Below are 20,674 nucleotides of genomic sequence, written 5' to 3'. Positions count from 1 at the left end.
AATACGCCTGCCTGTGGGCAGGCGTAACAGAGGAGCAAACTGATGTCGCAACCCTTACTGAAAGTCACTGAGCTGGCAAAAAGCTTTTCCGGTATCTGGGCGCTAAGTAATGCTCAGATCACCGTCGGGGAGGGTGAGATTCACGCCTTGCTCGGCGAGAACGGTGCAGGCAAGTCTACCCTGCTAAAAGCACTGGCCGGAGCACAGCCGCAAACGCGAGGTGATATCTGGTTCAATGGTGAAATCTTGCCGGTTGATGACTCACCCGTAGAGCGTCAGAAAAAAGGCATTATCACGATTTATCAGGAATTTAACTTACTGCCGAATATGACGGTGGCTGAGAACATGTTTCTGGGGCGTGAACCGCGCTACCGCAATTTAATTGTGGATGCTAAAGCGGTGAACCAGGAAGCAAAAGTCATTCTCGATTATCTCCAGCTCCATATTTTACCGACCACGCCAGTGGCACGGCTTAGCGTGGCGCAGCAACAAATGGTGGAGATTGCCCGCGCACTGACACTAAACGCCCGACTTATCATCATGGATGAACCATCGGCAGCACTCAGTGACAGCGAAGTGGAAAGCCTACATCGCGTGGTACGCGAGCTGAAAGGGCGCGGTGTTAGCATTATTTACGTCACGCATCGTCTACACGAAGTCTTCCAGCTTTGCGACCGTTTCACCGTATTTCAGGATGGGCGTTACACCGGTTCAGGAGATGTGGGTGGGACTAACGTTGAACAAATTATTCGGCTAATGGTCGGTCGTGACGTGGTGTTTGACCGCCGCGATTCAAGCCTGACTCATCATGAAAACCAACCTGTGCGCTTGTCCGTGAAGGGGTTGAGCCGTGAGAAATCTCCGCTTAACCCACACGGTATTGCTCTGAAAGATATCAGTTTTCATGTCCATGAGGGGGAAGTGCTCGGTATTGCCGGGCTGGTGGGGGCTGGGCGTACAGAAGTCGCTCGCTGCCTGTTCGGTGCTGACAAATTCACCACGGGCAGTTTTGAGCTGGACGGCAAACCTTATCATCCGCAAAACCCAATGCACGCACTGGATCAAGGTATTGCGTTGGTGCCGGAAGACCGAAAAAAAGAAGGTGCAGTGCTTGGGCTGTCGATTCGCGACAACCTGGCGCTTTCCAGCCTGTCGTCGTTGCTGACATGGCGGTTTTTTGTCAGCCAGCGCAAAGAAGATGCGCTGATTGATTCTTACCGTCAGGCGCTGCAAATCAAGATGGTGAATGCCGAACAGGAGGTACGCAAACTCTCTGGCGGTAACCAGCAGAAGGTGATTCTGGCTCGCTGCATGGCGCTCAACCCGCGTGTGCTGATTGTTGATGAGCCAACGCGCGGCATCGATGTGGGCACCAAATCGGAAGTTCATCAGGTGCTCTTTGATATGGCTAAGCGAGGTGTGGCGGTGATTGTTATCTCCTCAGATCTCCCGGAGGTTCTCGCGGTTTCAGACCGAATTATCACGCTTAGTGAAGGACAGGTGACCGGTGAGTTGCACGGCGATGATGCCAACGAAGAACGACTGATGACCTTGATGGCTATTAACCACAACGCTTTTAACGCCGCATAACGGGAAAGCCCATGACACAGATAATTTCCAAAACACAGGCCCCGGCAAAGAACGCCTCACGCTTTGACCCCATTGCCTTTTTTGAACGCTTTGGCGTGTTGATTTTCATGATATTGCTGCTGATATTTTTCCAGTTGCAGAACAGTAACTTTCTGACTGAACGCAATATCTACAACATCCTGACCGAGGTTTCTATCTACGGGATCATGGCGGTTGGCATGACGTTTGTGATCCTCACCGCTGGGATCGATCTTTCAGTTGGCTCCATTTTGGCAGTATGCGCCATGACGGCCGCCTACGTTATCAAGGGCGACAACTTCACCACCGTTGATCCTAACGCGTGGGGAGGATTCAGTTGGCTACTTGGCCTGGGTATTTGCATGGCGCTGGGCACGATCATAGGTTTCCTGCATGGCCTGGGTGTGACTCGTCTGCGTCTGCCACCGTTTATCGTTACGCTCGGCGGCATGACGATTTGGCGCGGACTGACGCTTGTTATCAACGATGGTGCGCCAATAGCGGGATTTGATGCGGGCTACCGTTGGTGGGGGCGCGGCGAAATGCTGGGTATCTCGATACCTATCTGGATTTTCGCCATTGTCTCCATTATCGGCTACCTCGCACTGCATAAAACTCGTTGGGGACGCTTCGTCTACGCCATCGGTGGCAACCCGGAAGCCGCTCGTCTTGCCGGGGTTAACGTGAAGCGCGTGTTGGTTAGCGTTTACGTGGTCATCGGCTGTCTTGCCGGGTTGGCAGGCTTTGTGCTCAGTGCCCGTCTTGGCAGCGCTGAAGCGGTGGCAGGGATCTCTTTTGAATTGCGCGTCATCGCCTCGGTGGTCATCGGTGGGACTTCCCTGATGGGAGGCTACGGGCGCATCGGTGGCACGATTATTGGCTCGATAATCATGGGGGTTCTGATTAACGGTTTGGTGCTGATGAACGTTTCCGCTTACTACCAGCAAATTATTACCGGTCTGATTATCGTGCTGGCTGTGGCGTTTGATACCTACGCTAAGAACCGCCGTGGGGCTATCTAATTCGGCTATATACCACCCTTTTGAAGGGAGAGGGTGGGGTAAGGGTCAGTTGGCAAACTCAGGAACAAAATATGAAACAAGTAAGAATTGGTTTGATAGGTACTGGATATATTGGCAAAGCCCATGCCATCGCCTATGCCCAGGCGCCAACGGTGTTCAATCTGCGTGGTGAGCTAGTGCGTGAAATGGTGGCAGAAGTGAATCCAGACCTGGCCGCGAAACGTGCCGCCGCTTTTGGTTTTAAGCGCTCGACCGGTGACTGGCGCGAGCTGGTGGCAGACCCGAATATCGACGTAGTGGATATCTGCTCCCCGAACCATCTACACAAAGAGATGGCGCTGGAAGCGATTCGTCACGGTAAACACGTTTACTCAGAAAAGCCGCTGGCCCTCAATGCCCGTGATGCAAAGCTGATGGTGGACGCGGCTCGGCAGGCTGGAGTGAAAACCCTTGTCGGCTTCAACTACATGAAAAACCCCACGGCAAAGCTAGCAAAACAAATCATCGAACGTGGCGAGATTGGTGAGGTGATCCATTTTTATGGTACTCACAACGAAGACTATATGGCTGATCCGCTCGTCCCGATTCACTGGCACTGCTTTAAAGAAACTGCAGGTCTGGGTGCGCTTGGTGATCTGGCTGCGCATATTGTCAACATGGCGCAGTACCTGGTCGGCGACATCCAGCAAGTTTGTGGTGACCTGAAAGTTGTCGTGCCTATGCGCCCAGCTCACGCTGGCAGTAGCGAAATGGTTGCAGTAGAAAATGAGGATCAGGCGCATGCGTTAGTGCGTTTTGCCAGTGGTGCGCAGGGGGTTATTGAAACTTCTCGTGTTGCCAGTGGCCGCAAGATGGGCCTGACCTGGACTATTACCGGCACCAGAGGGGCGATTACTTTCACCCAGGAACGTATGGCAGAGCTGAAACTCTACCTGCAAAACGATCCTGAAGGTCGCCAGGGATTCCGCACCCTGCTAGTTGGCCCGGCTCATCCGGACTACGGCTCGTTCTGTATGGGCGCAGGTCATGGCATCAGTTTTAACGATCAAAAAACTGTGGAAGTACGTGATCTGATCGACGGTATTGCTGCTGATACAGCGTTATGGCCGGACTTTGAGGAGGGCTGGAAGGTGTCGCGTATCCTCGATGCTATCGCCCTGTCTCACCAGGATGCCCGCTGGGTAAATGTATCTGACATTGTCTAAGGACGAAGAATGAAACAAAAGCAGTTGGATCTAATTTGCATGGGGCGCGTAGCGGTCGATCTTTATAGTCAACAGATTGGCGCGCGGCTTGAGGATGCCACTAGTTTTGCCCGCTACCTGGGGGGGTCGTCTGGCAACGTGGCTTATGGCACAGCTCGTCTGGGATTGAAGTCTTCAATGTTGGCACGTGTGGGCGACGAGCATATGGGGCGTTTTCTACGCGAAGAACTCACGCAAGTGGGTTGTGACACCAGCCATCTGATCACCGACACCGAACGACTTACTGCACTAGTCCTTCTTGGCATTAAAGACCGTGATACTTTTCCGCTTATCTTTTACCGCGACAACTGTGCGGACATGGCGATTAACGCAAACGATTTTAGCGAGGAGTACATTGCTTCCGCACGTTGCCTGGCGATTACCGGAACTCATCTTTCTCATCCCCGCACTCGCGAGGCGGTGCTGACCGCACTCAGTTATGCACGTCGCAATGGTGTGAGAACGGCACTCGATATTGATTATCGGCCAGTGTTATGGGGGCTGACAGCGTTGGGCGATGGTGAAACCCGCTTTATTGCCGCAGACCAGGTCACTGAGCAGTTGCAGTCAGTGTTGCATTTGTTCGACGTGGTTGTCGGCACCGAAGAAGAATTCCATATTGCTGGTGGCTCCACCGATACGCTTACCGCCATGAAAAATGTGCGCCGGGTAAGTGATGCCACACTGGTTTGCAAACGTGGAGCACAGGGATGCTCGGTATTTATTGGGCTTATCCCTGATTCATTGGACGGGGGTATTAACGCCACTGGCGTGCGCGTTGAAGTGCTGAACGTGCTGGGCGCGGGGGATGCGTTTATGTCCGGCCTGATGCGTGGCTATCTCAATGACGAAGGTTGGGAACAGGCTTGCCGCTATGCCAATGCCTGCGGTGCGCTGGTCGTTTCCCGCCACGGTTGCGCCCCAGCGATGCCGAGTGAAATCGAGCTGGACGACTATTTAGCCCGGGAACACGAGGTTCCACGCCCAGATCTAGACGCTCGTCTGAATCACCTGCACCGCGTTACGTCACGCCGCCGTCAGTGGCCGGAATTGTGCGTAATGGCTTTTGATCATCGTAGCCAAGTGGAAGACATGGCATTGCAAAGTGGAGCCGATTTACGCCGTATTCCAGCGTTGAAACAGCTCATTTTGCAGGCCAGCCGCGAGGCAGCAAAACAGGCTGAGCTAGAAGGTAAGGCGGGGCTATTGTGTGACGGAACATTCGGGCAGGAGGCACTGAATTCGATTACCGGTGAAGGTTGGTGGATTGGCCGTCCTATTGAACTGCCTGGTTCGCGTCCGCTTGAGATGGAACACGGTAGTATCGGCTCACAGCTCATTAGCTGGCCGCAAGAGCATATCGTCAAATGCCTGGTGTTCTTCCATCCGGAGGACGCCCATGAATTGCGCCTCGAGCAGGAGCAAAAGGTTGCTGAGGTTTACCATGCTTGTTGCCACTCTGGCCATGAGCTGCTGCTGGAAGTGATTTTGCCCTCCAACATGCCTCGCAATGATGAGCTCTATTTGCGAGCTATCTCGCGTTTCTACAACCTCGGCATTTACCCGGACTGGTGGAAACTGCCACCGCTGAGTGGTGAAGGCTGGGCGGCGTTGAGTGAACTGATTGAAAAACGCGATCCGCATTGCCGCGGAGTGGTGATCCTCGGGTTGGATGCACCAGTAGAAGTGCTGCGCGCCGGGTTTAATGCTGCGGCCAACTACCCAATTGTGAAGGGTTTTGCTGTAGGGCGCACGCTGTTTGGCGAAGCCTCGCAGGCTTGGTTAAAACGCGATATTGACGATGCGCAGCTGGTGGAACGCATCCGGGAAAACTACCTGCGGTTAATCGCTTTGTGGCGCGAACGTGGGCAGAACACACATTAAGGAGAGCATCATGACCGTACATTTAGGCATTAACCCATTAACCTGGACTAACGACGATTTGCCATCACTTGGTGCGGATACACCGCTGGAAACCTGTCTTAGTGAAGGCAAAGAAGTCGGGTTTGAAGGCTTCGAACTGGGCAACAAATTCCCACGTGAGGCGCGCCTGCTGGGGCCAATTTTGGATAAACATGAGCTTAAGCTGGTGTCTGGTTGGTATTCAGGCCGCCTTCTTGAACGCTCGGTGGAAGAGGAAATTGACGCGGTACAGGCGCATTTGACGCTGTTACGTGAACTGGGTGCAAAGGTGCTGGTGTTTGCGGAAGTGTCGGGCTGTATTCATGGTGAGCAACAGACTCCGGTTCATCTGCGTCCCCGCTTCCCGGCGGAACGCTGGCAGGAATATGGCGAAAAGCTGACTGCGTTTGCTCGCTACACCCAGCAGCAGGGGGTGCAGATTGCCTATCATCACCATATGGGAACGGTGATTGAGAGCGCGCAAGATGTGGATAATCTGATGGTCCATACCGGCGCGGAAGTCGGGTTGTTGCTGGATACAGGCCACCTGACTTATGCCGGAGCCGATCCACTGGAAGTTGCAAAACGCTGGATCTCTCGCATCAACCATGTTCATTGCAAAGATGTGCGAGAAAGCGTGCTGGCGAATGTGAAAAACCGTAAAACCAGCTTCCTTGATGCGGTGCTAAGCGGTGTATTTACCGTGCCAGGCGACGGTTGCGTGAACTATCCGCCAATCATGACACTGTTGAAAAAACAGGGCTATCAAGGCTGGCTGGTCGTGGAGGCAGAACAGGACCCGGCTATTGCACATCCGATGACGTATGCTCGTCTGGGCTATAACAATTTAAGCCGTTTAGCGCGTGATGCCGGGCTGCTTTGAGGGGGACGTATGTCCAGATTACTTTCACGTAAGCAGTCGCCAAATGAACAGGGGCGCACCCAGCATGTGACGCCGCAAAACGCAAGTTGGGGCTATGTTGGTTTTGATGTTTACCAATTGAACGAAGGACAACGGCTTGAGCTGCCTATTGTGAGCGAAGAACGTTGCCTGGTGTTGGTTGCAGGACGCGCAAGTGTCGATACTTCTTTTGCCTCTTTCCCAGAAATTGGCGATCGCATGAGCCCGTTCGAACGCAGCAAACCCTGGGCTGTTTATGTCACTTCTGGCGAGTCGGTAAAGGTACTGGCGTTGACCAAACTCGAATTGGCTGTATGTTCCGCGCCGGGTAACGGAACATACGCCACACGGCTTATCGCTCCGCAAGATATTGATGCCGAAGCGCGGGGTAAGGGCCACAACCAGCGCTATGTCCACAATATCTTGCCGGAAGATAAACCTGCCGACAGCCTGCTGGTGGTAGAGGTTTATACCAACGAAGGCTGTACCAGTTCGTACCCAAGCCACAAACACGACGTCGATAATCCGCCCAACGAAACGTATCTGGAAGAGACGTATTATCACCGTCTAAATCCGTCGCAAGGTTTCTGCATGCAGCGCGTTTATACCGACGATCGCTCGCTTGACGAATGCATGGCGGTTTACGACAAAGATGTGGTGAAAGTGCCGAAGGGGTATCACCCGGTGGCGACGATGGCGGGTTACGACAGTTATTATTTGAACGTGATGGCAGGGCCTGTAAGAAAGTGGATGTTTACCTGGGAGCAAGATCATGCCTGGGTGAATAGTGAGGAATATGGCGGAAACGGCTAATATTCCAGGCTATCCAGAGGGCGCATGTGGAAATATAAAACCTGACGTCCTCTGGTACTTTGTACATCGAATGGCAATGAAGGAACCTTCTAACCGCTCCTTAAGAAATGGTATGCTTGCCGGCTTCTTTCGACTGATGCCTGAGGTTTTCATGGAACGCCACGCGCTGGTACGCCAGCATCTACACAACATTGAACAAGTTTTGCGTGACCATCAACTTTGGCAGGGCTGTGCGCCAAACGCTGAAGCCTTTGAAAGCACCCAACCGTTTTGTCTTGATACATTGCAACCTCATGAATGGTTGCAATGGGTTCTGATCCCAAGAATGCACGCGCTTATTGATGCCCAACACCCTTTGCCTGCGGATTTTGCAATCGCGCCTTATTATGAAATGGCGTTGGATGCGGCACATGTTGGACGCGATCCGTTGTTAAAAGCGCTGCAAGAACTTGATGCTTTGTTTGCGAGTGACACTAACTGATGCTGGAAATTATTTATCAGGATGAATGGCTGGTGGCGGTAAACAAACCATCAGGCTGGTTAGTCCACCGCAGTTGGCTAGACAGACATGAAACAGTTTTCGTGATGCAAACTGTACGTGACCAAATTGGGAAGCATGTTTTCACCGTTCATCGCCTCGACAGGCCGACCTCCGGTGTGTTGCTGATGGCACTTTCCAGCGAAGTCGCTCATTTGTTATCACAGCAGTTTGAAAATCATCAAATTCAAAAGCGCTACCATGCGCTCACCCGTGGTTGGCTTGAAGATGAAGCGGTGCTTGATTATCCGCTCGTCGAAGAGCTGGATAAAATCGCGGATAAAAAAGCGACTCAGAATAAAGAACCACAGCCAGCGGTAACGCATTATCGCGGTCTGGCGACGGTTGAAATGCCGGTTCCGATTGGCCGCTACCCAACGGCCCGCTACAGCCTTGTTGAACTGGAACCTAAAACTGGCCGCAAACACCAGCTGCGCCGCCATATGTCTCACCTACGCCACCCAATGATTGGTGATTCCAAACACGGTGATTTGCGTCAAAACCGCGCTGCGGCCGAGCATTTTGGCTGCGAACGCTTGATGCTTCACGCAAGCCAACTTTCATTAAATCACCCAGTAACGGGTGAACCGCTGTGTATTCGTGCAGGCCTTGATGACACCTGGATGCAGATGATGTCACAGTTTGGCTGGCGCGGATTGCTGAGTGATATCGAAAAGGTTGAGTTTGTCGCAAGCAACGGCCAGGATGATTAATACAGCCGTAACGCAAGGAGTTAACTGATGGCCGAAGTGGGGATTTTTGTAGGTACGATGTATGGAAACTCGCTGTTGGTGGCGGAAGAAGCCGAAGCGATTCTAAAAAAGAAAGGTCACAAAGCCACAGTATTTGAAGACCCTGAACTGGCAGACTGGCAAAAGTTTAGCGACCAATATGTACTGGTTGTGACTTCAACAACCGGCCAGGGCGATTTGCCAGACAGCATCGTTCCTCTTTTTCAGGCGATAAAAGATAAACTCGGATACCAGCCTGAATTACGTTACGGTTTGATTGCCTTAGGCGACAGCAACTACGAGCATTTTTGTGGTGGCGGTAAACAGTTCGATGCCTTGCTACAAGAGCAGGGTGCCAAACGTATTGGCAATGTTTTGGCCATTGATGCCAACGATCACCCAGAGCCTGAAGCGGTATCTAACCCATGGGTTGAGCAGTGGGCTGCGCTGTTAAGTTAGTGACAAAAAGTACCTGGCGAATAAACGTAAGCATTATTCGCCATCTTTTAACTTTGTTTCAAAAATCGTGAACCATCCCCCAGCACATTGGACAGAAGCCACAAAGCGCTCATAAAGCGTGCAGAAAAATTGTGTCTTTGCACGATGAGGCATTTTCACTCCCTTCATATACTTTCTCTCGGCCAAACAATAAACCGCAGATTCAACGCCACAAATATACTGCGGACCGGCCGATACCTCATTCTGATAACCCTACAAGTACAGAATGAACTGTAGCTGAAAGCTATAATTCAGGAGTGCAACATGAATACGATTAGCCAGGCGGCGAGCGTTGCCGAGAAAAGAACCAACGCTCGTTATTGGATAGTAGTAATGCTCTTCATCGTCACCTCGTTTAACTATGGTGACCGCGCGACGTTATCTATTGCCGGTTCGGAAATGGCGAAAGATATCGGTCTTGATGCTATTGGCATGGGATATGTATTTTCCGCGTTTTCTTGGGCATATGTTATTGGTCAAATCCCCGGCGGTTGGTTGCTTGATAAATTTGGATCCAAACGCGTTTATTTCTGGTCGATCTTTATTTGGTCGCTATTTACTTTGCTGCAAGGCTTCGTTGATATCTTCAGTGGCTTTGGCATCAGCTTCGTCTGGCTGAAAGTTATTCACGAACCTAACAATCATCCAGGAGTGAATAAGAAAGAACTGGAGTACATCGAAGACGGTTGGGCGCTGATCAATATGGATCAGAAGCAAGCCAAAGAACATATTCCGATGGCGCAGAAATGGGGCCAGATCAAACAGTTGATCGGTTCAAGGATGATGATCGGTATCTACATCGGCCAGTACTGCATTAATGCCTTAACCTATTTCTTTATGTTCATGGCGGAGATGATTCACTGCTGTTTGCGACATAACATCCTGCTCCTTTCCACTGCTGAGGATACACATAAATTTTATTGTATGAGCCTGACCCGAGAAGTGTAGCAGTCTGCCCATGGCGCTAAAAAAGGAAAAAATTCACTGAAGCTGTGAGCATTAGCTATCGATCTCGATGACTTTTATACCCGCTTTATGAGCCAGGCTGATGCAGTCAGCGGTGTCTTCGCCACCGGGAAATGCCAGTATTACATCAGGGCGGCTGTCTTCAAGCATAAAAAGATTGCGGCGAACCTCGGCATATTTACCGTGCATCGCCCAGTTGGCTGGGTATCGCACCACATGGGCATCGGCATCCCGCGCCCAGCCCTCAATAATACCGCCTAAAGATTGATGACCGCCGTGGATAACTACATCAATCGGTTGCTTTTGCTCGCAAAGCTCGAGAATGCGTGTGACGTTATTACTGTCAGCATAAAACCGGCCTGCACAAATTAATACTCTCATCTCTTGTCCTAAATTTGATGCCCAACCGGGCTGTTTTTATTATTCAAGCTTCCGAAGTGTTCTGAGTCTGTTGTACGACTTCATCTCCGAGTCTGTCGAGTACCGGGTAGGCCACGGCAGCAATATGGTGATGCACGCGACGGTAGTCTCGAAGCACCCGCTGGAAAATATCGCCAGATTCTGCCCAGGTGTTTTTATCTTCACGCAGTTTTCTGAAATGCTCCCGGCTGGCGGTGGCCTCTAGCTGGCGAATGACTTCTTTACGTGCTTTCAGCTGATGCGCGGCATTGGTGTCTTCAGCCAAAAATGCCGTGACGGCCAGACGCAGGCTGGTCTGCAATTCTCTGTGCAGCAGGTGAATGTTGTTTAACTCAAACTCGGTGAATTGTTCCCCTCGGCGGGCGCGGCGCGTGGCTAACTGAGTCAGATTGCTGGAGATAATGTCGCCCGCATGTTCAAAATTAATGACGAACATGAGTATTTCCTGCGCGCGGTCTGCGTCTGAGTCACTGAGCCCGTCCTGACCAATATCGGCCAGATAGGCGCGAATAGCCGCGCTGAGATGATCCAGCGACCGATCAACCTCGCGAATTTCATTGGCTACGCCCTGTTCATGAGTGCGAAAAAGAACCACCAGCCGGTCGAGCATTTGGGTCAGCATGTCAGCGGAGCGCAGAGATTCGCGCACCGAGTTCGACAAACCAAGCCAGGCGATATCCAGCCCGGCTTCGTCAAGGTAAAGCGGCAATCCTGCGTCTGCAGGCTGAGGCTCGTCCGGGAAAAAGCGCTCGAGCAGGCGAGCAAAAGGTGCTGTAAGGCCAATAAACAAAAGTGCCAGCACTATGCTAAAAGCAGTATGAAAACCAACTACCAGCTGTGGCGTAGTTAAACCCGATGTTACTGCCAACTCGGTTAACTCTGGCAGCAGTGCCAGTGCGGCCAGGCCGCCTATCGTGCGCACAATTAAATTACCGGCCGGGAGTCGGCGTGCAACGGGAGAGTTTGCGCTTAGCAGAGGCGGAAGAGCACCGCCAATATTAGCGCCGATAACCAGAACCATTGCCGTCGCTGGCGTCATTACGCCGGTCGCCGCCAGTACGGAAATCAGCAAAATCACCGCTACGCTTGAGTGGCAAATAAGCGTCAGCATCATTGCCACAATCAGCGCAATAAGAGTATCTCCTTCCAGCCCTTGCATTACCGCCTGAAATACCGGGGTAGATTCTATCTGTGCAAGTGCTGCGCTGAGCTGGCTTAGCGCCAGTAGCATCATTCCCAGACCCATCATGGCGCAGCCGGCACTCTCAAAGCCCGAGCTGTCGCGCAGTTTGAAGACCACAAAGCCCATCAGCAGCAGCAAAGGAATCGCTATCGCCGTATTGAAGCTCATCACCTGAACCACAAGCGTGGAGCCAATATTGGCACCCAGCATGACGGCAAGCCCCGGGGCAAGGCTCAGCGTGCCCGAAGCGGTAAAAGAGGTGACCATCAAACTCACCGCCGTACTGCTTTGCAACAGCGCGGTAATACCGATACCTGCCAGCAACGCCATCCAGCGGTTTTTAAGATGACGTCCCATCCAGCTGCGCAGCGGAGTACCAAAGCCACGGCCCAGCGCCGAAGAAATCATATGGCTGCCCCAAAGCAGTAAAGCGATGGCGCCAGCCAGGTTTATTAATAAAGTTGTTCCGGACATAGTTACTTCCCCTTTTTCAGGGTGATGCTTTTATAACAGCGCAGCAATGCCATCGATAACCGATGTATGACACTGGCGACATTCAAAAGAAGTTTTATTTGGCGGTGACTAATTTCCCCTGAGCGGTAATACCTAAGCCCAACGGTCTGTAGTACGCGGTTAATTTTCATTAAAAATAACACCACCAGCATGATGACTTTATTTTTAATCAGCAAAAAAGCTGAGGAATACTGTTTCATGGCGCATTCACATTTATTGACTTGAATGACAGGAGACCGCCCGCTGGCGGCTCCTTGTTAAGCGTGAATCAGAACCACTGTTTAAAGCGGCGAATATAGAAAGTTTTCATCATCTGAGCCACGCAGCAGTAAGCCAGCAGCGTGCCGACAAGCCAGGGGAAGTACTGCCATGGCAGTGCCTGTAAGCCAACCAACGGGCCCAGCGGTGAGAACGGAATGTAGATACCCAGCGCCATGACCAGACCGGTCATCAGCAGCACCGGCAAAGCAGCGGTACTCTGGAAGAACGGGATTTTCTGCGTTCTGAGCATATGCACTACCAGCGTCTGGGATAATAATCCTTCAACAAACCAGCCGGACTGGAATAGAGTCTGCATCTGTTCGCTGTTGGCAGAAAATACGAACCACATCAGGGCAAAGGTGGTCATGTCGAATATTGAAGAGGTCGGCCCAATCCAGACCATAAAGCGACCAATATTTTTCGCATCCCATTTTCGCGGTTTTTGCAGGAATTCTTTATCGATTTTGTCCCATGGCAGAGCCAGCTGAGAAATATCGTACATCAGGTTTTGCAGTAATAAGTGAATCGCCAGCATCGGCAGGAACGGAATAAAGGCGCTGGCCACCAGCACAGAAAACACGTTGCCAAAATTGGAGCTGGCCGTCATGTTCAGATACTTCATGATATTGCCAAAAGTCTCGCGGCCTTTGAGCACGCCTTCTTCCAGCACCATCAGGCTTTTTTCCAGCAAAATGATATCGGCAGACTCTTTGGCGATGTCGGTTCCGCTGTCGACCGAAATGCCAACGTCAGCATCACGCAGGGCAGGGGCGTCGTTGATGCCATCACCGAGGAAACCAACGGTATGACCGTTAGCCTGTAGCGCTTTGAGCACGCGTGATTTTTGCAGCGGAGTCAGTTTCGCAAACACCGTCCGCTCTTCAACCAGCAGCTTCAGTGCTTCGTCATCCAATTTTTCCAGCTGCGGGCCAAGCACCGGTTCACCGGGTTCAAGCCCAACCTGACGACAGATGCGACTGGTGACTATAGCGTTATCGCCGGTCAGGACTTTGACTCTGACGCCAATTTCTTGCAGTGCAGCAATGGCTGGACCGGCCGTTTCTTTCGGTGGATCGAGGAAGGTCAGGAAACCATGAATAATCAAATCATGCTCGTCTGCCGTGCTGTACTGCTTTTTGGCCTCACTTTTACGGATATCACGTGTCGCTACTACCAGCACACGGAAGCCGTCCTTGTTGTAATCGTTAGCCAATTCCAGCAGCGCTTTATGACGATTCTGGTCAAGCGTGACGACCTTGCCGTTTTCATAAATGTGGCTGGAAATGCCCAGCATTTCCTCAACTGCGCCTTTACACACCAGCAGGTGATTCTGCTGCGTGTCTTCAACGACGATGGACAGACGGCGACGAATAAAATCAAAAGGTAACTCATCAACCTTGGTATAGCCCTTGGGTTTGACGAAGCCCGGCTCATTTTCGCTGAAGCTCTTTTCCGCGAAGTGCAATACCGCCTGATCCATCAGGTTTTTAATGCCGCTTTGATAGTGGCTGTTTAGCCACGCCAGTGATAACACCGAAGCATTTTTCTGCCCAAGAGTATCAATATGATGCTCCAGGATTATTTTATCCTGCGTCAGGGTGCCGGTTTTGTCAGTGCACAGCACGTCCATCGCCCCGAGGTTCTGGATAGCATTAAGGCGTTTCACTACCACCTTACGTTTCGACATCACCATCGCACCCTTTGCAAGGTTAGCGCTGACAATCATCGGCAACATTTCAGGCGTTAAGCCTACGGCGACCGCCATGGCGAACAGCAGGGAATCCCACCAGTCGCCTTTCATCACGCCGTTAATCATAAACACCACTGGCACCATCACCAGCATAAAGCGAATCAATAACCAGCTGACGCTATTAACGCCGCGGTCAAAGGCCGTTTGCGAACGAGTGCCGACAATGGCTTTCGCCAGTGAACCAAAATAGGTGCGTGAACCGGTTGCCACAACCACCGCTTTTGCCGTACCGCTAACGACGTTAGTCCCCATGAAGCAGATGTTGGGAATATCCAGCAGGTTTTCACCTTCTTCCGCCTTTGCACTGGCTGACTTTTGGGCCACGTCGCCCAGCGTGTCGTATTTCTCAACCGGCAAGGCTTCACCGGTTAATACAGCCTGGCTGATAAACAGATCGCGCGACTCAATCAGCCGCACATCTGCGGGGATCATATCTCCGGCATACAGCATCACAATATCGCCAACGACCAGGTTGCGCATTGGGATTTCGCGCGGTTTCCCGGCGGTATTAAGGTTATCGCGGCGTAGCACCGTCGCCGTGGTTCGCACCATGGCTTTTAACGCTTCCGCAGATTTTGCAGAACGATGTTCCTGCCAGAAACGCAGGAGCCCGCTTAATCCCACCATGGTCGCGATGATAATCACCGTGGTCAGATCTCCTTCTTCTCCGTTATGAATTGGCAGCCAATAGTCAGCAAAAACGCTGATGGCAGCCAGTGCGGCGAGAATGTAAATAAAAGGATTATTAAAAGCCTTTAGCAACTGAACCAGTGCATGTGGCGGCTTATCGTGGGCGACTTCGTTGAAGCCTTCTTTTTCCAGGCGCAGTGCGGCCTGAGTATTGAGTAATCCGGCTTTGCTGGTATTAAGATTAAGCAACGTGACGGTCACATCGTTGTGACCTTCCTGAACGGCACGCATTGATAGCGCACTGTTTTTCGCAGATTTATTTTGGCTTTTTTGGCCAGAAATTTTGTTTTTTACAGTCATGGTGGTACTCCTGCCGCCAGACAACATGAAATATTTAATGTCAGTAGCCTGTAAAGGTCGCAATAAATATCCCACATCGTATGAAGCGTTCGGTTTTATAATTAATTTGGTGCAGGGTTCCGCGCTATTCAATTTATGAATAGTCAGAGTCTGCTATAGTGCTTTATTAACGCGAGGCTTCGCCTTCCGGAATATTCGCAAACGGAATAAATCCCAGAAAAGTTTCAAGCGTTAATGATGATGCCGTTTAGTGCCGGGCATTTTCCCGATTGATAAAACCTTCAGGTCCAGTCAAAGGGTAATTGTTGCGCCGCCAGCCAAATCAGGCAGAGATGGGCCGACTTTGAGGTTCTTCGCTTTCAGAAAAGGTACAGCGTTGTTCCAGCTGGCCGGTAACGGGACTGACGCGCCAGCTGGTGAGTCTCTGATTCATTTTATTGATTTTTGAGGAAAAAATAGAGGATGTATGTTTCTTGCAGGCCGACATTGTCCTGTCGCGGGACGGGCGTACACGCAAAGTGGATGCAAAGGAGACGGCATCGGGGAAAAAGGTTGATTTGAACTTCATAACACACCTCGGGACCGTGAGTTTCAGGCTGAGGTATGAAAACACAAGAGCTTAAGCTCTGGCGGTGCACACCCAAACCATGAAAAGAGCACAATCATTTTCATGTTTAATATTCCGAACAGCTTTGACAGCTTCATTCGGCAAGTTAATAGATACAGTGTCCATTATTCTCTTATATTAAGTTAGTAAAGGCCGCTACTTCCGGCTCGTGCAATCTACCCATGCACTCTATTATTGTCAAGGTGCAAAGTAAGATTAAAATCATCCGTTTATATTCCAGTGATGTTGGGTGGGTTTTATCCTGGATATTCAGGCATCACTGCCCGCCACGAGAATGAATGTAACTGCGAGCTGAGAGAACTTCCAAAGCCGTATCGGTAGTTAATGTTTTTTCAGTGTCTTCTGATTAACCTGGGTATCTTTCGGTTGTCAGTAGGGCAGCCTGCTTTAGTATTTCTTTTTCCATTTCAAGGTGCTTTATCTGCGCTTTAAGCTGCTGAATTTCGCGTTGTTCAGGAGTAATTGCATTACCAGCTGGCGCAATCCCCTGAAGTTCCTGCTTATACAGCCGTATCCATTTGCGCAAATGGTCAGGATCGAGTTCGAGTTCGAGTGCCTGTGCGACTTCCCTGGCATCGCGCAAGTATTTAACCACCTGCTCGACAGCTTCGAGTTTGAACTCCGGGGAAAAGGTGCGTTTAGTCCGACGAGTATTGATCATGCATCACCTCATGTTCACTGTTTTAACATTAACAGGATTTCGAGGTGTCCTGAATGGCTGATCCACAACAGAGATGAAAGTTATTCCTGTGGCGGGGAATGACAGCATGCTGCTGAACATTGGTGGCGCACACGGTGCCTTTTTCACCCGCAATATTGTGGTTCTTACCGACAACGCCGGGCACACCGGCGTAGGTGAAGCGCCAGGTGGAGAAGTGATTTATCAGGCGCTGGTGGATGCTATTCCTCAAGTAGTCGGCCAGGAAATCGCGCGAATGAACCGCGTGGTGCAAAACGTCCACAAAGGTAATCAGCCCGCTGATTTTGATACCTTCGGCAAAGGCGCGTGGACTTTTGAACTACGAGTTAATGCAGTCGCTGCACTCGAAGCCGCATTGCTCGATTTACTCGGTAAGGCGCTGAATGTTCCGGTTTGCGAGCTTTTAGGTCCGGGTAAACAGCGCGATGAAGTTACGGTGTTGGGTTATCTGTTTTATATCGGCGATTGTAATAAAACCGATTTGCTTTATCTGGACGGTAAAAATGCGCATCACGCCTGGTATGATTTGCGCCATCAGGAAGCAATGAGCTGCGAATCTATTGTGCGGCTCGCTCAAGCCGCTCAGGACAGGTATGGCTTTAAAGATTTCAAACTCAAAAGCGGTGTTTTGCCTGGAGAGCAAGAGCTGGATGCTGCTCGTGAGTTGAAAAAACGCTTTCCAGATGCTCGCATTACTGTCGATCCTAACGGTGCCTGGTTGCTGGATGAAGCCATTACTCTGTGTAAGGGTATGGGTGATGTGTTGACGTACGCGGAAGATCCTTGCGGCGCGGAACAAGGTTACTCCGGGCGCGAGATTATGGCTGAATTTCGCCGCGCCACTGGCCTACCGGTTGCGACCAATATGATTGCCACCAACTGGCGTGAAATGAGCCACTCAATCATGCTAAATGCAGTGGATATTCCGTTAGCCGATCCGCATTTCTGGACACTCAGCGGTGCAGTTCGTGTCGCGCAGATGTGCGATGAATGGGGCCTGACGTGGGGTTGTCACTCCAATAACCATTTCGATATTTCACTGGCGATGTTTACCCATGTTGGTGCAGCAGCACCAGGCAAACCAACAGCCATTGACACACACTGGATTTGGCAAGAAGGAGACCAGCGCCTGACGAAATCTCCGCTGCAAATAGTTAACGGTAAAATCGCGGTACCGGATGCGCCAGGCTTAGGTGTCGAACTTGACTGGGAACAGGTGCAGAAAGCCCACGAAGTGTATAAATCCCTTCCGGGTGGTTCGCGCAACGACGCGACGGCAATGCAATACCTTGTGTCTGGCTGGACATTCGACCGTAAACGCCCGGCATTTGGCCGCAACTAATTCATCTTGATGACAAGGAATGAGTAACATGACGACTTCAATTTCGACCCCCGTAGTCACCGCTATGCAGGTTATTCCCGTTGCGGGCCAAGACAGTATGCTGATGAACCTGAGCGGTGCTCACTCGCCATTCTTTACCCGTAATATTGTGATTATCAAAGATAACTCAGGCCATACAGGGGTCGGTGAAATCCCTGGTGGGGAAAAGATTCGCCAGACTCTGGAAGATGCCGCAGCGCTGGTGATTGGCAAGACGCTGGGTGAGTACAAAAATATCCTCAACGTAGTGCGAGCCGAATTTGCCGACCGTGACTCTGGCGGCCGTGGTTTACAGACTTTTGATTTACGCACCACTATTCACGTTGTCACTGGTATTGAATCGGCCATGCTGGATTTGCTTGGGCAGCACTTGGGCGTGAACGTGGCCTCTTTGCTGGGCGACGGGCAGCAGCGTAGCGAAGTCGAAATGCTGGGTTATTTGTTCTTCGTTGGCAATCGCAAACACACTCCGCTGCCTTATCAGAGCCAGCCCGATGAAAAATGCGACTGGTATCGTATTCGCCATGATGAAGCGATGACGCCGGATGCTGTTGTGCGCCTCGCAGAAGCTGCCTACGAAAAATATGGCTTCAATGACTTCAAACTTAAAGGCGGTGTATTAGCCGGGAGTGACGAGGCAGAAGCGGTGACCGCGCTGGCAAAGCGCTTCCCACAAGCTCGTGTAACGCTTGACCCGAACGGTGCCTGGTCGCTTGATGAAGCAATTAGTATTGGCAAGCAATTGCGTGGTGTGTTGGCGTATGCAGAAGATCCATGCGGTGCTGAGCAAGGCTATTCAGGTCGTGAAATTATGGCTGAATTCCGTCGTGCAACAGGCTTGCCAACCGCAACCAATATGATTGCCACCGACTGGCGTCAGATGGGTCACACATTGTCGCTGCAATCTGTTGATATCCCATTGGCTGACCCACATTTCTGGACCATGCAAGGTTCGGTTCGCGTCGCGCAAATGTGCCATGAGTTTGGCCTGACGTGGGGTTCGCATTCTAACAACCACTTCGATATCTCACTGGCGATGTTCACTCATGTTGCAGCCGCTGCACCGGGTAAAGTTACCGCCATCGACACTCACTGGATTTGGCAGGAAGGTAATCAACGTCTGACCAAACAACCGTTTGAAATCAAAGGCGGCATGGTACAAGTGCCAAAAACTCCAGGTTTAGGTGTTGAGCTGGATATGGATCAAGTGATGAAAGCACATGAACTTTATCAGCAGCATGGACTGGGCGCGCGTGATGATGCAATGGCGATGCAGTACTTGATCCCAGAATGGACGTTTAATAATAAGCGGCCTTGTATGGTGCGCTAATCTATACCCTAACGACCTGGCTCAAATCACATAGCGACGGATGGCATATGAAAATTGTAATCGCCCCAGATTCATACAAGGAGAGCCTCAGTGCTCTGGAGGTTGCGACACAGATTGAAGCCGGTTTTCGGGAAGTGTTTCCGAATGCCAGCTATGTGAAGTTACCCGTTGCGGATGGGGGCGAAGGTACTGTCGAGGCTATGGTCGCGGCAACGGACGGTGAAATCATCGAAGTGGGTGTCACCGGCCCATTGGGTGAACCTATTCAGGCGTTTTACGGAATATCAGGTGACAAGCAGCAGGCTTTTATAGAGATGGCAGCGGCGAGTGGACTGGAGCAAGTTCCTTCTGAATTACGCAATCCGCTTAATACCACATCGTGGGGAACGGGCGAGCTGATTCGCTACGCGCTGGACAACGGCGTGAAAAGCATTCTTATTGGCATCGGTGGTAGCGCCACTAATGACGGCGGTATAGGCATGATGCAAGCGCTGGGTGCACGTTTGCTGGACCAGGATGGCGAGCCGTTGGGGTATGGTGGTGGTGAAGTTGCAAGGCTTGCATCTATCGATATCAGCGGGATGGATAAGCGGCTAAAAGAGTGCCGCATTGAAGTCGCGTGTGATGTCACCAATCTGCTAACTGGCAAAGATGGGGCGTCAGCAGTCTTTGGCCCACAAAAAGGCGCGACACCGGAAATGGTCGACGAACTCGACCAGGCTCTTGAACACTACGCAAAAATTATTTCCCGTGACCTCGATATTAATGTATTGGAACTTTCTGGTGGCGGGGCTGCGGGTGGCATGGGGGCTGCGTTGTATGCTTTTTGTGGTGCAGAACTGCGACAAGGTATTGAGATAGTGACTGAAGCGTTGAAGCTTGATGAACTGGTTCGCGATGCAGATCTGGTGATCACCGGAGAAGGACGCATCGATAGCCAGTCTATTCATGGCAAAGTGCCGATTGGTGTGGCGAAAGTCGCGAAACGCTATAACAAACCGGTTATTGCTATTGCCGGGAGTTTAACGCCGGATGTCGGCGCGGTGTATGAACATGGTCTGGATGCCGTATTTAGCGTGCTGTACCGCGTTTGTACGCTGGAAGAAGCGCTGGAAAACGCTGGGGAAAATCTGCGTATGGCCTCACGCAATATCGCCGCAACGCTTGCTGTGGGGCAACGTCTTTCGTAGGGGGGATTAGCGCAAGCGACATCCACCAGTTAATTCAATGCATGCTGTCGGGTGTCGCATGCGCTAACCCGACCTACGAAACCCTCCAGCAAAAAGGTTTGTCAT

Annotated in this window: 16 protein-coding genes and 2 pseudogenes; 13 read left to right on the top strand and 5 right to left on the bottom strand. The window is 51.3% G+C overall.

The window, feature by feature from the left end; all coding sequences use genetic code 11:
* Positions 1-42: 42 nt before the first annotated feature.
* The 10 genes and pseudogenes from FH968_RS18325 to FH968_RS18280 form a co-directional block, all read left to right on the top strand.
* The gene (locus tag FH968_RS18325; RefSeq protein WP_139882186.1) at positions 43-1,590 is read left to right on the top strand and encodes a sugar ABC transporter ATP-binding protein; all 1,548 of its coding nucleotides are present in this window, start codon (positions 43-45) and stop codon (positions 1,588-1,590) included.
* An 11-nt stretch (positions 1,591-1,601) separates the two neighbouring features.
* Positions 1,602-2,630 (top strand): ABC transporter permease, encoded by a 1,029-nt coding sequence (locus FH968_RS18320; RefSeq protein WP_139882185.1) that lies wholly within the window; start codon positions 1,602-1,604, stop codon positions 2,628-2,630.
* Between the two features lie 71 nt (positions 2,631-2,701).
* Positions 2,702-3,835: a Gfo/Idh/MocA family protein gene (locus FH968_RS18315; protein ID WP_139882184.1), complete on the top strand. Its 1,134-nt coding sequence runs from the start codon at positions 2,702-2,704 to the stop codon at positions 3,833-3,835.
* 9 nt (positions 3,836-3,844) lie between these two features.
* Entirely contained in the window at positions 3,845-5,758 is a 1,914-nt protein-coding gene (gene iolC, locus FH968_RS18310) for a 5-dehydro-2-deoxygluconokinase (RefSeq protein ID WP_139882183.1), read from the top strand.
* A gap of 10 nt (positions 5,759-5,768) precedes the next feature.
* Positions 5,769-6,659: a myo-inosose-2 dehydratase gene (gene iolE, locus FH968_RS18305; protein WP_139882182.1), complete on the top strand. Its 891-nt coding sequence runs from the start codon at positions 5,769-5,771 to the stop codon at positions 6,657-6,659.
* A gap of 9 nt (positions 6,660-6,668) precedes the next feature.
* On the top strand, positions 6,669-7,490 hold the full coding sequence (gene iolB / locus FH968_RS18300) for a 5-deoxy-glucuronate isomerase (protein ID WP_139882181.1): 822 nt from the start codon (positions 6,669-6,671) through the stop codon (positions 7,488-7,490).
* A 151-nt stretch (positions 7,491-7,641) separates the two neighbouring features.
* Complete coding sequence (locus FH968_RS18295) at positions 7,642-7,971, top strand: YqcC family protein (RefSeq protein WP_139882180.1); 330 nt, start codon at positions 7,642-7,644, stop codon at positions 7,969-7,971.
* A complete protein-coding gene (gene truC, locus FH968_RS18290) occupies positions 7,971-8,741 on the top strand; it encodes a tRNA pseudouridine(65) synthase TruC (protein WP_139882179.1) in 771 nt (256 codons plus the stop codon). Before FH968_RS18295 ends, truC begins: the two co-directional genes overlap by 1 nt.
* A 27-nt stretch (positions 8,742-8,768) precedes the next feature.
* Positions 8,769-9,218, top strand: coding sequence for a flavodoxin (locus tag FH968_RS18285; RefSeq protein ID WP_139882178.1), 450 nt, complete (start codon positions 8,769-8,771; stop codon positions 9,216-9,218).
* 303 nt (positions 9,219-9,521) lie between these two features.
* A pseudogene (locus tag FH968_RS18280) lies at positions 9,522-10,097 on the top strand (MFS transporter); the annotation flags it as partial.
* 159 nt (positions 10,098-10,256) lie between these two features.
* On the opposite strand, the gene FH968_RS18275 reads toward FH968_RS18280, so the two are convergent.
* From FH968_RS18275 to FH968_RS18250, 5 genes and pseudogenes are all read right to left on the bottom strand, one after another.
* Entirely contained in the window at positions 10,257-10,604 is a 348-nt protein-coding gene (locus FH968_RS18275) for an SLOG family protein (protein WP_139882177.1), read from the bottom strand.
* 43 nt (positions 10,605-10,647) lie between these two features.
* Positions 10,648-12,300: a Na/Pi cotransporter family protein gene (locus FH968_RS18270; RefSeq protein WP_139882176.1), complete on the bottom strand. Its 1,653-nt coding sequence runs from the start codon at positions 12,298-12,300 to the stop codon at positions 10,648-10,650.
* A 2-nt stretch (positions 12,301-12,302) separates the two neighbouring features.
* Entirely contained in the window at positions 12,303-12,539 is a 237-nt protein-coding gene (locus FH968_RS18265; protein ID WP_139882175.1) for a hypothetical protein, read from the bottom strand.
* A 68-nt stretch (positions 12,540-12,607) separates the two neighbouring features.
* Positions 12,608-15,340, bottom strand: coding sequence for a magnesium-translocating P-type ATPase (gene mgtA, locus FH968_RS18260; RefSeq protein ID WP_139882174.1), 2,733 nt, complete (start codon positions 15,338-15,340; stop codon positions 12,608-12,610).
* 980 nt (positions 15,341-16,320) lie between these two features.
* Positions 16,321-16,629 (bottom strand): annotated as a pseudogene (locus FH968_RS18250) (transposase); the annotation flags it as partial.
* Positions 16,630-16,702: 73 nt separating this feature from the next.
* On the opposite strand from FH968_RS18250, the gene FH968_RS18245 reads away from it, so the two are divergent.
* The 3 genes from FH968_RS18245 to FH968_RS18235 are packed head-to-tail and all read left to right on the top strand — an operon-like array spanning position 16,703 to position 20,569.
* Entirely contained in the window at positions 16,703-18,010 is a 1,308-nt protein-coding gene (locus FH968_RS18245; protein ID WP_139882172.1) for an enolase C-terminal domain-like protein, read from the top strand.
* Between the two features lie 28 nt (positions 18,011-18,038).
* Positions 18,039-19,379 carry a glucarate dehydratase gene (gudD, locus tag FH968_RS18240; protein WP_139882171.1) on the top strand — a complete coding sequence of 447 codons (1,341 nt, stop codon included), beginning with the start codon at positions 18,039-18,041 and terminating at the stop codon, positions 19,377-19,379.
* Positions 19,380-19,426: 47 nt separating this feature from the next.
* A complete protein-coding gene (locus FH968_RS18235; protein ID WP_139882170.1) occupies positions 19,427-20,569 on the top strand; it encodes a glycerate kinase in 1,143 nt (380 codons plus the stop codon).
* Positions 20,570-20,674 lie beyond the last annotated feature (105 nt).

The sequence above is a fragment of the Buttiauxella sp. B2 genome (genome assembly GCF_006376615.1).
Taxonomy (GTDB): domain Bacteria; phylum Pseudomonadota; class Gammaproteobacteria; order Enterobacterales; family Enterobacteriaceae; genus Buttiauxella.
This window is presented reverse-complemented; position numbering and strand designations above follow the sequence as displayed.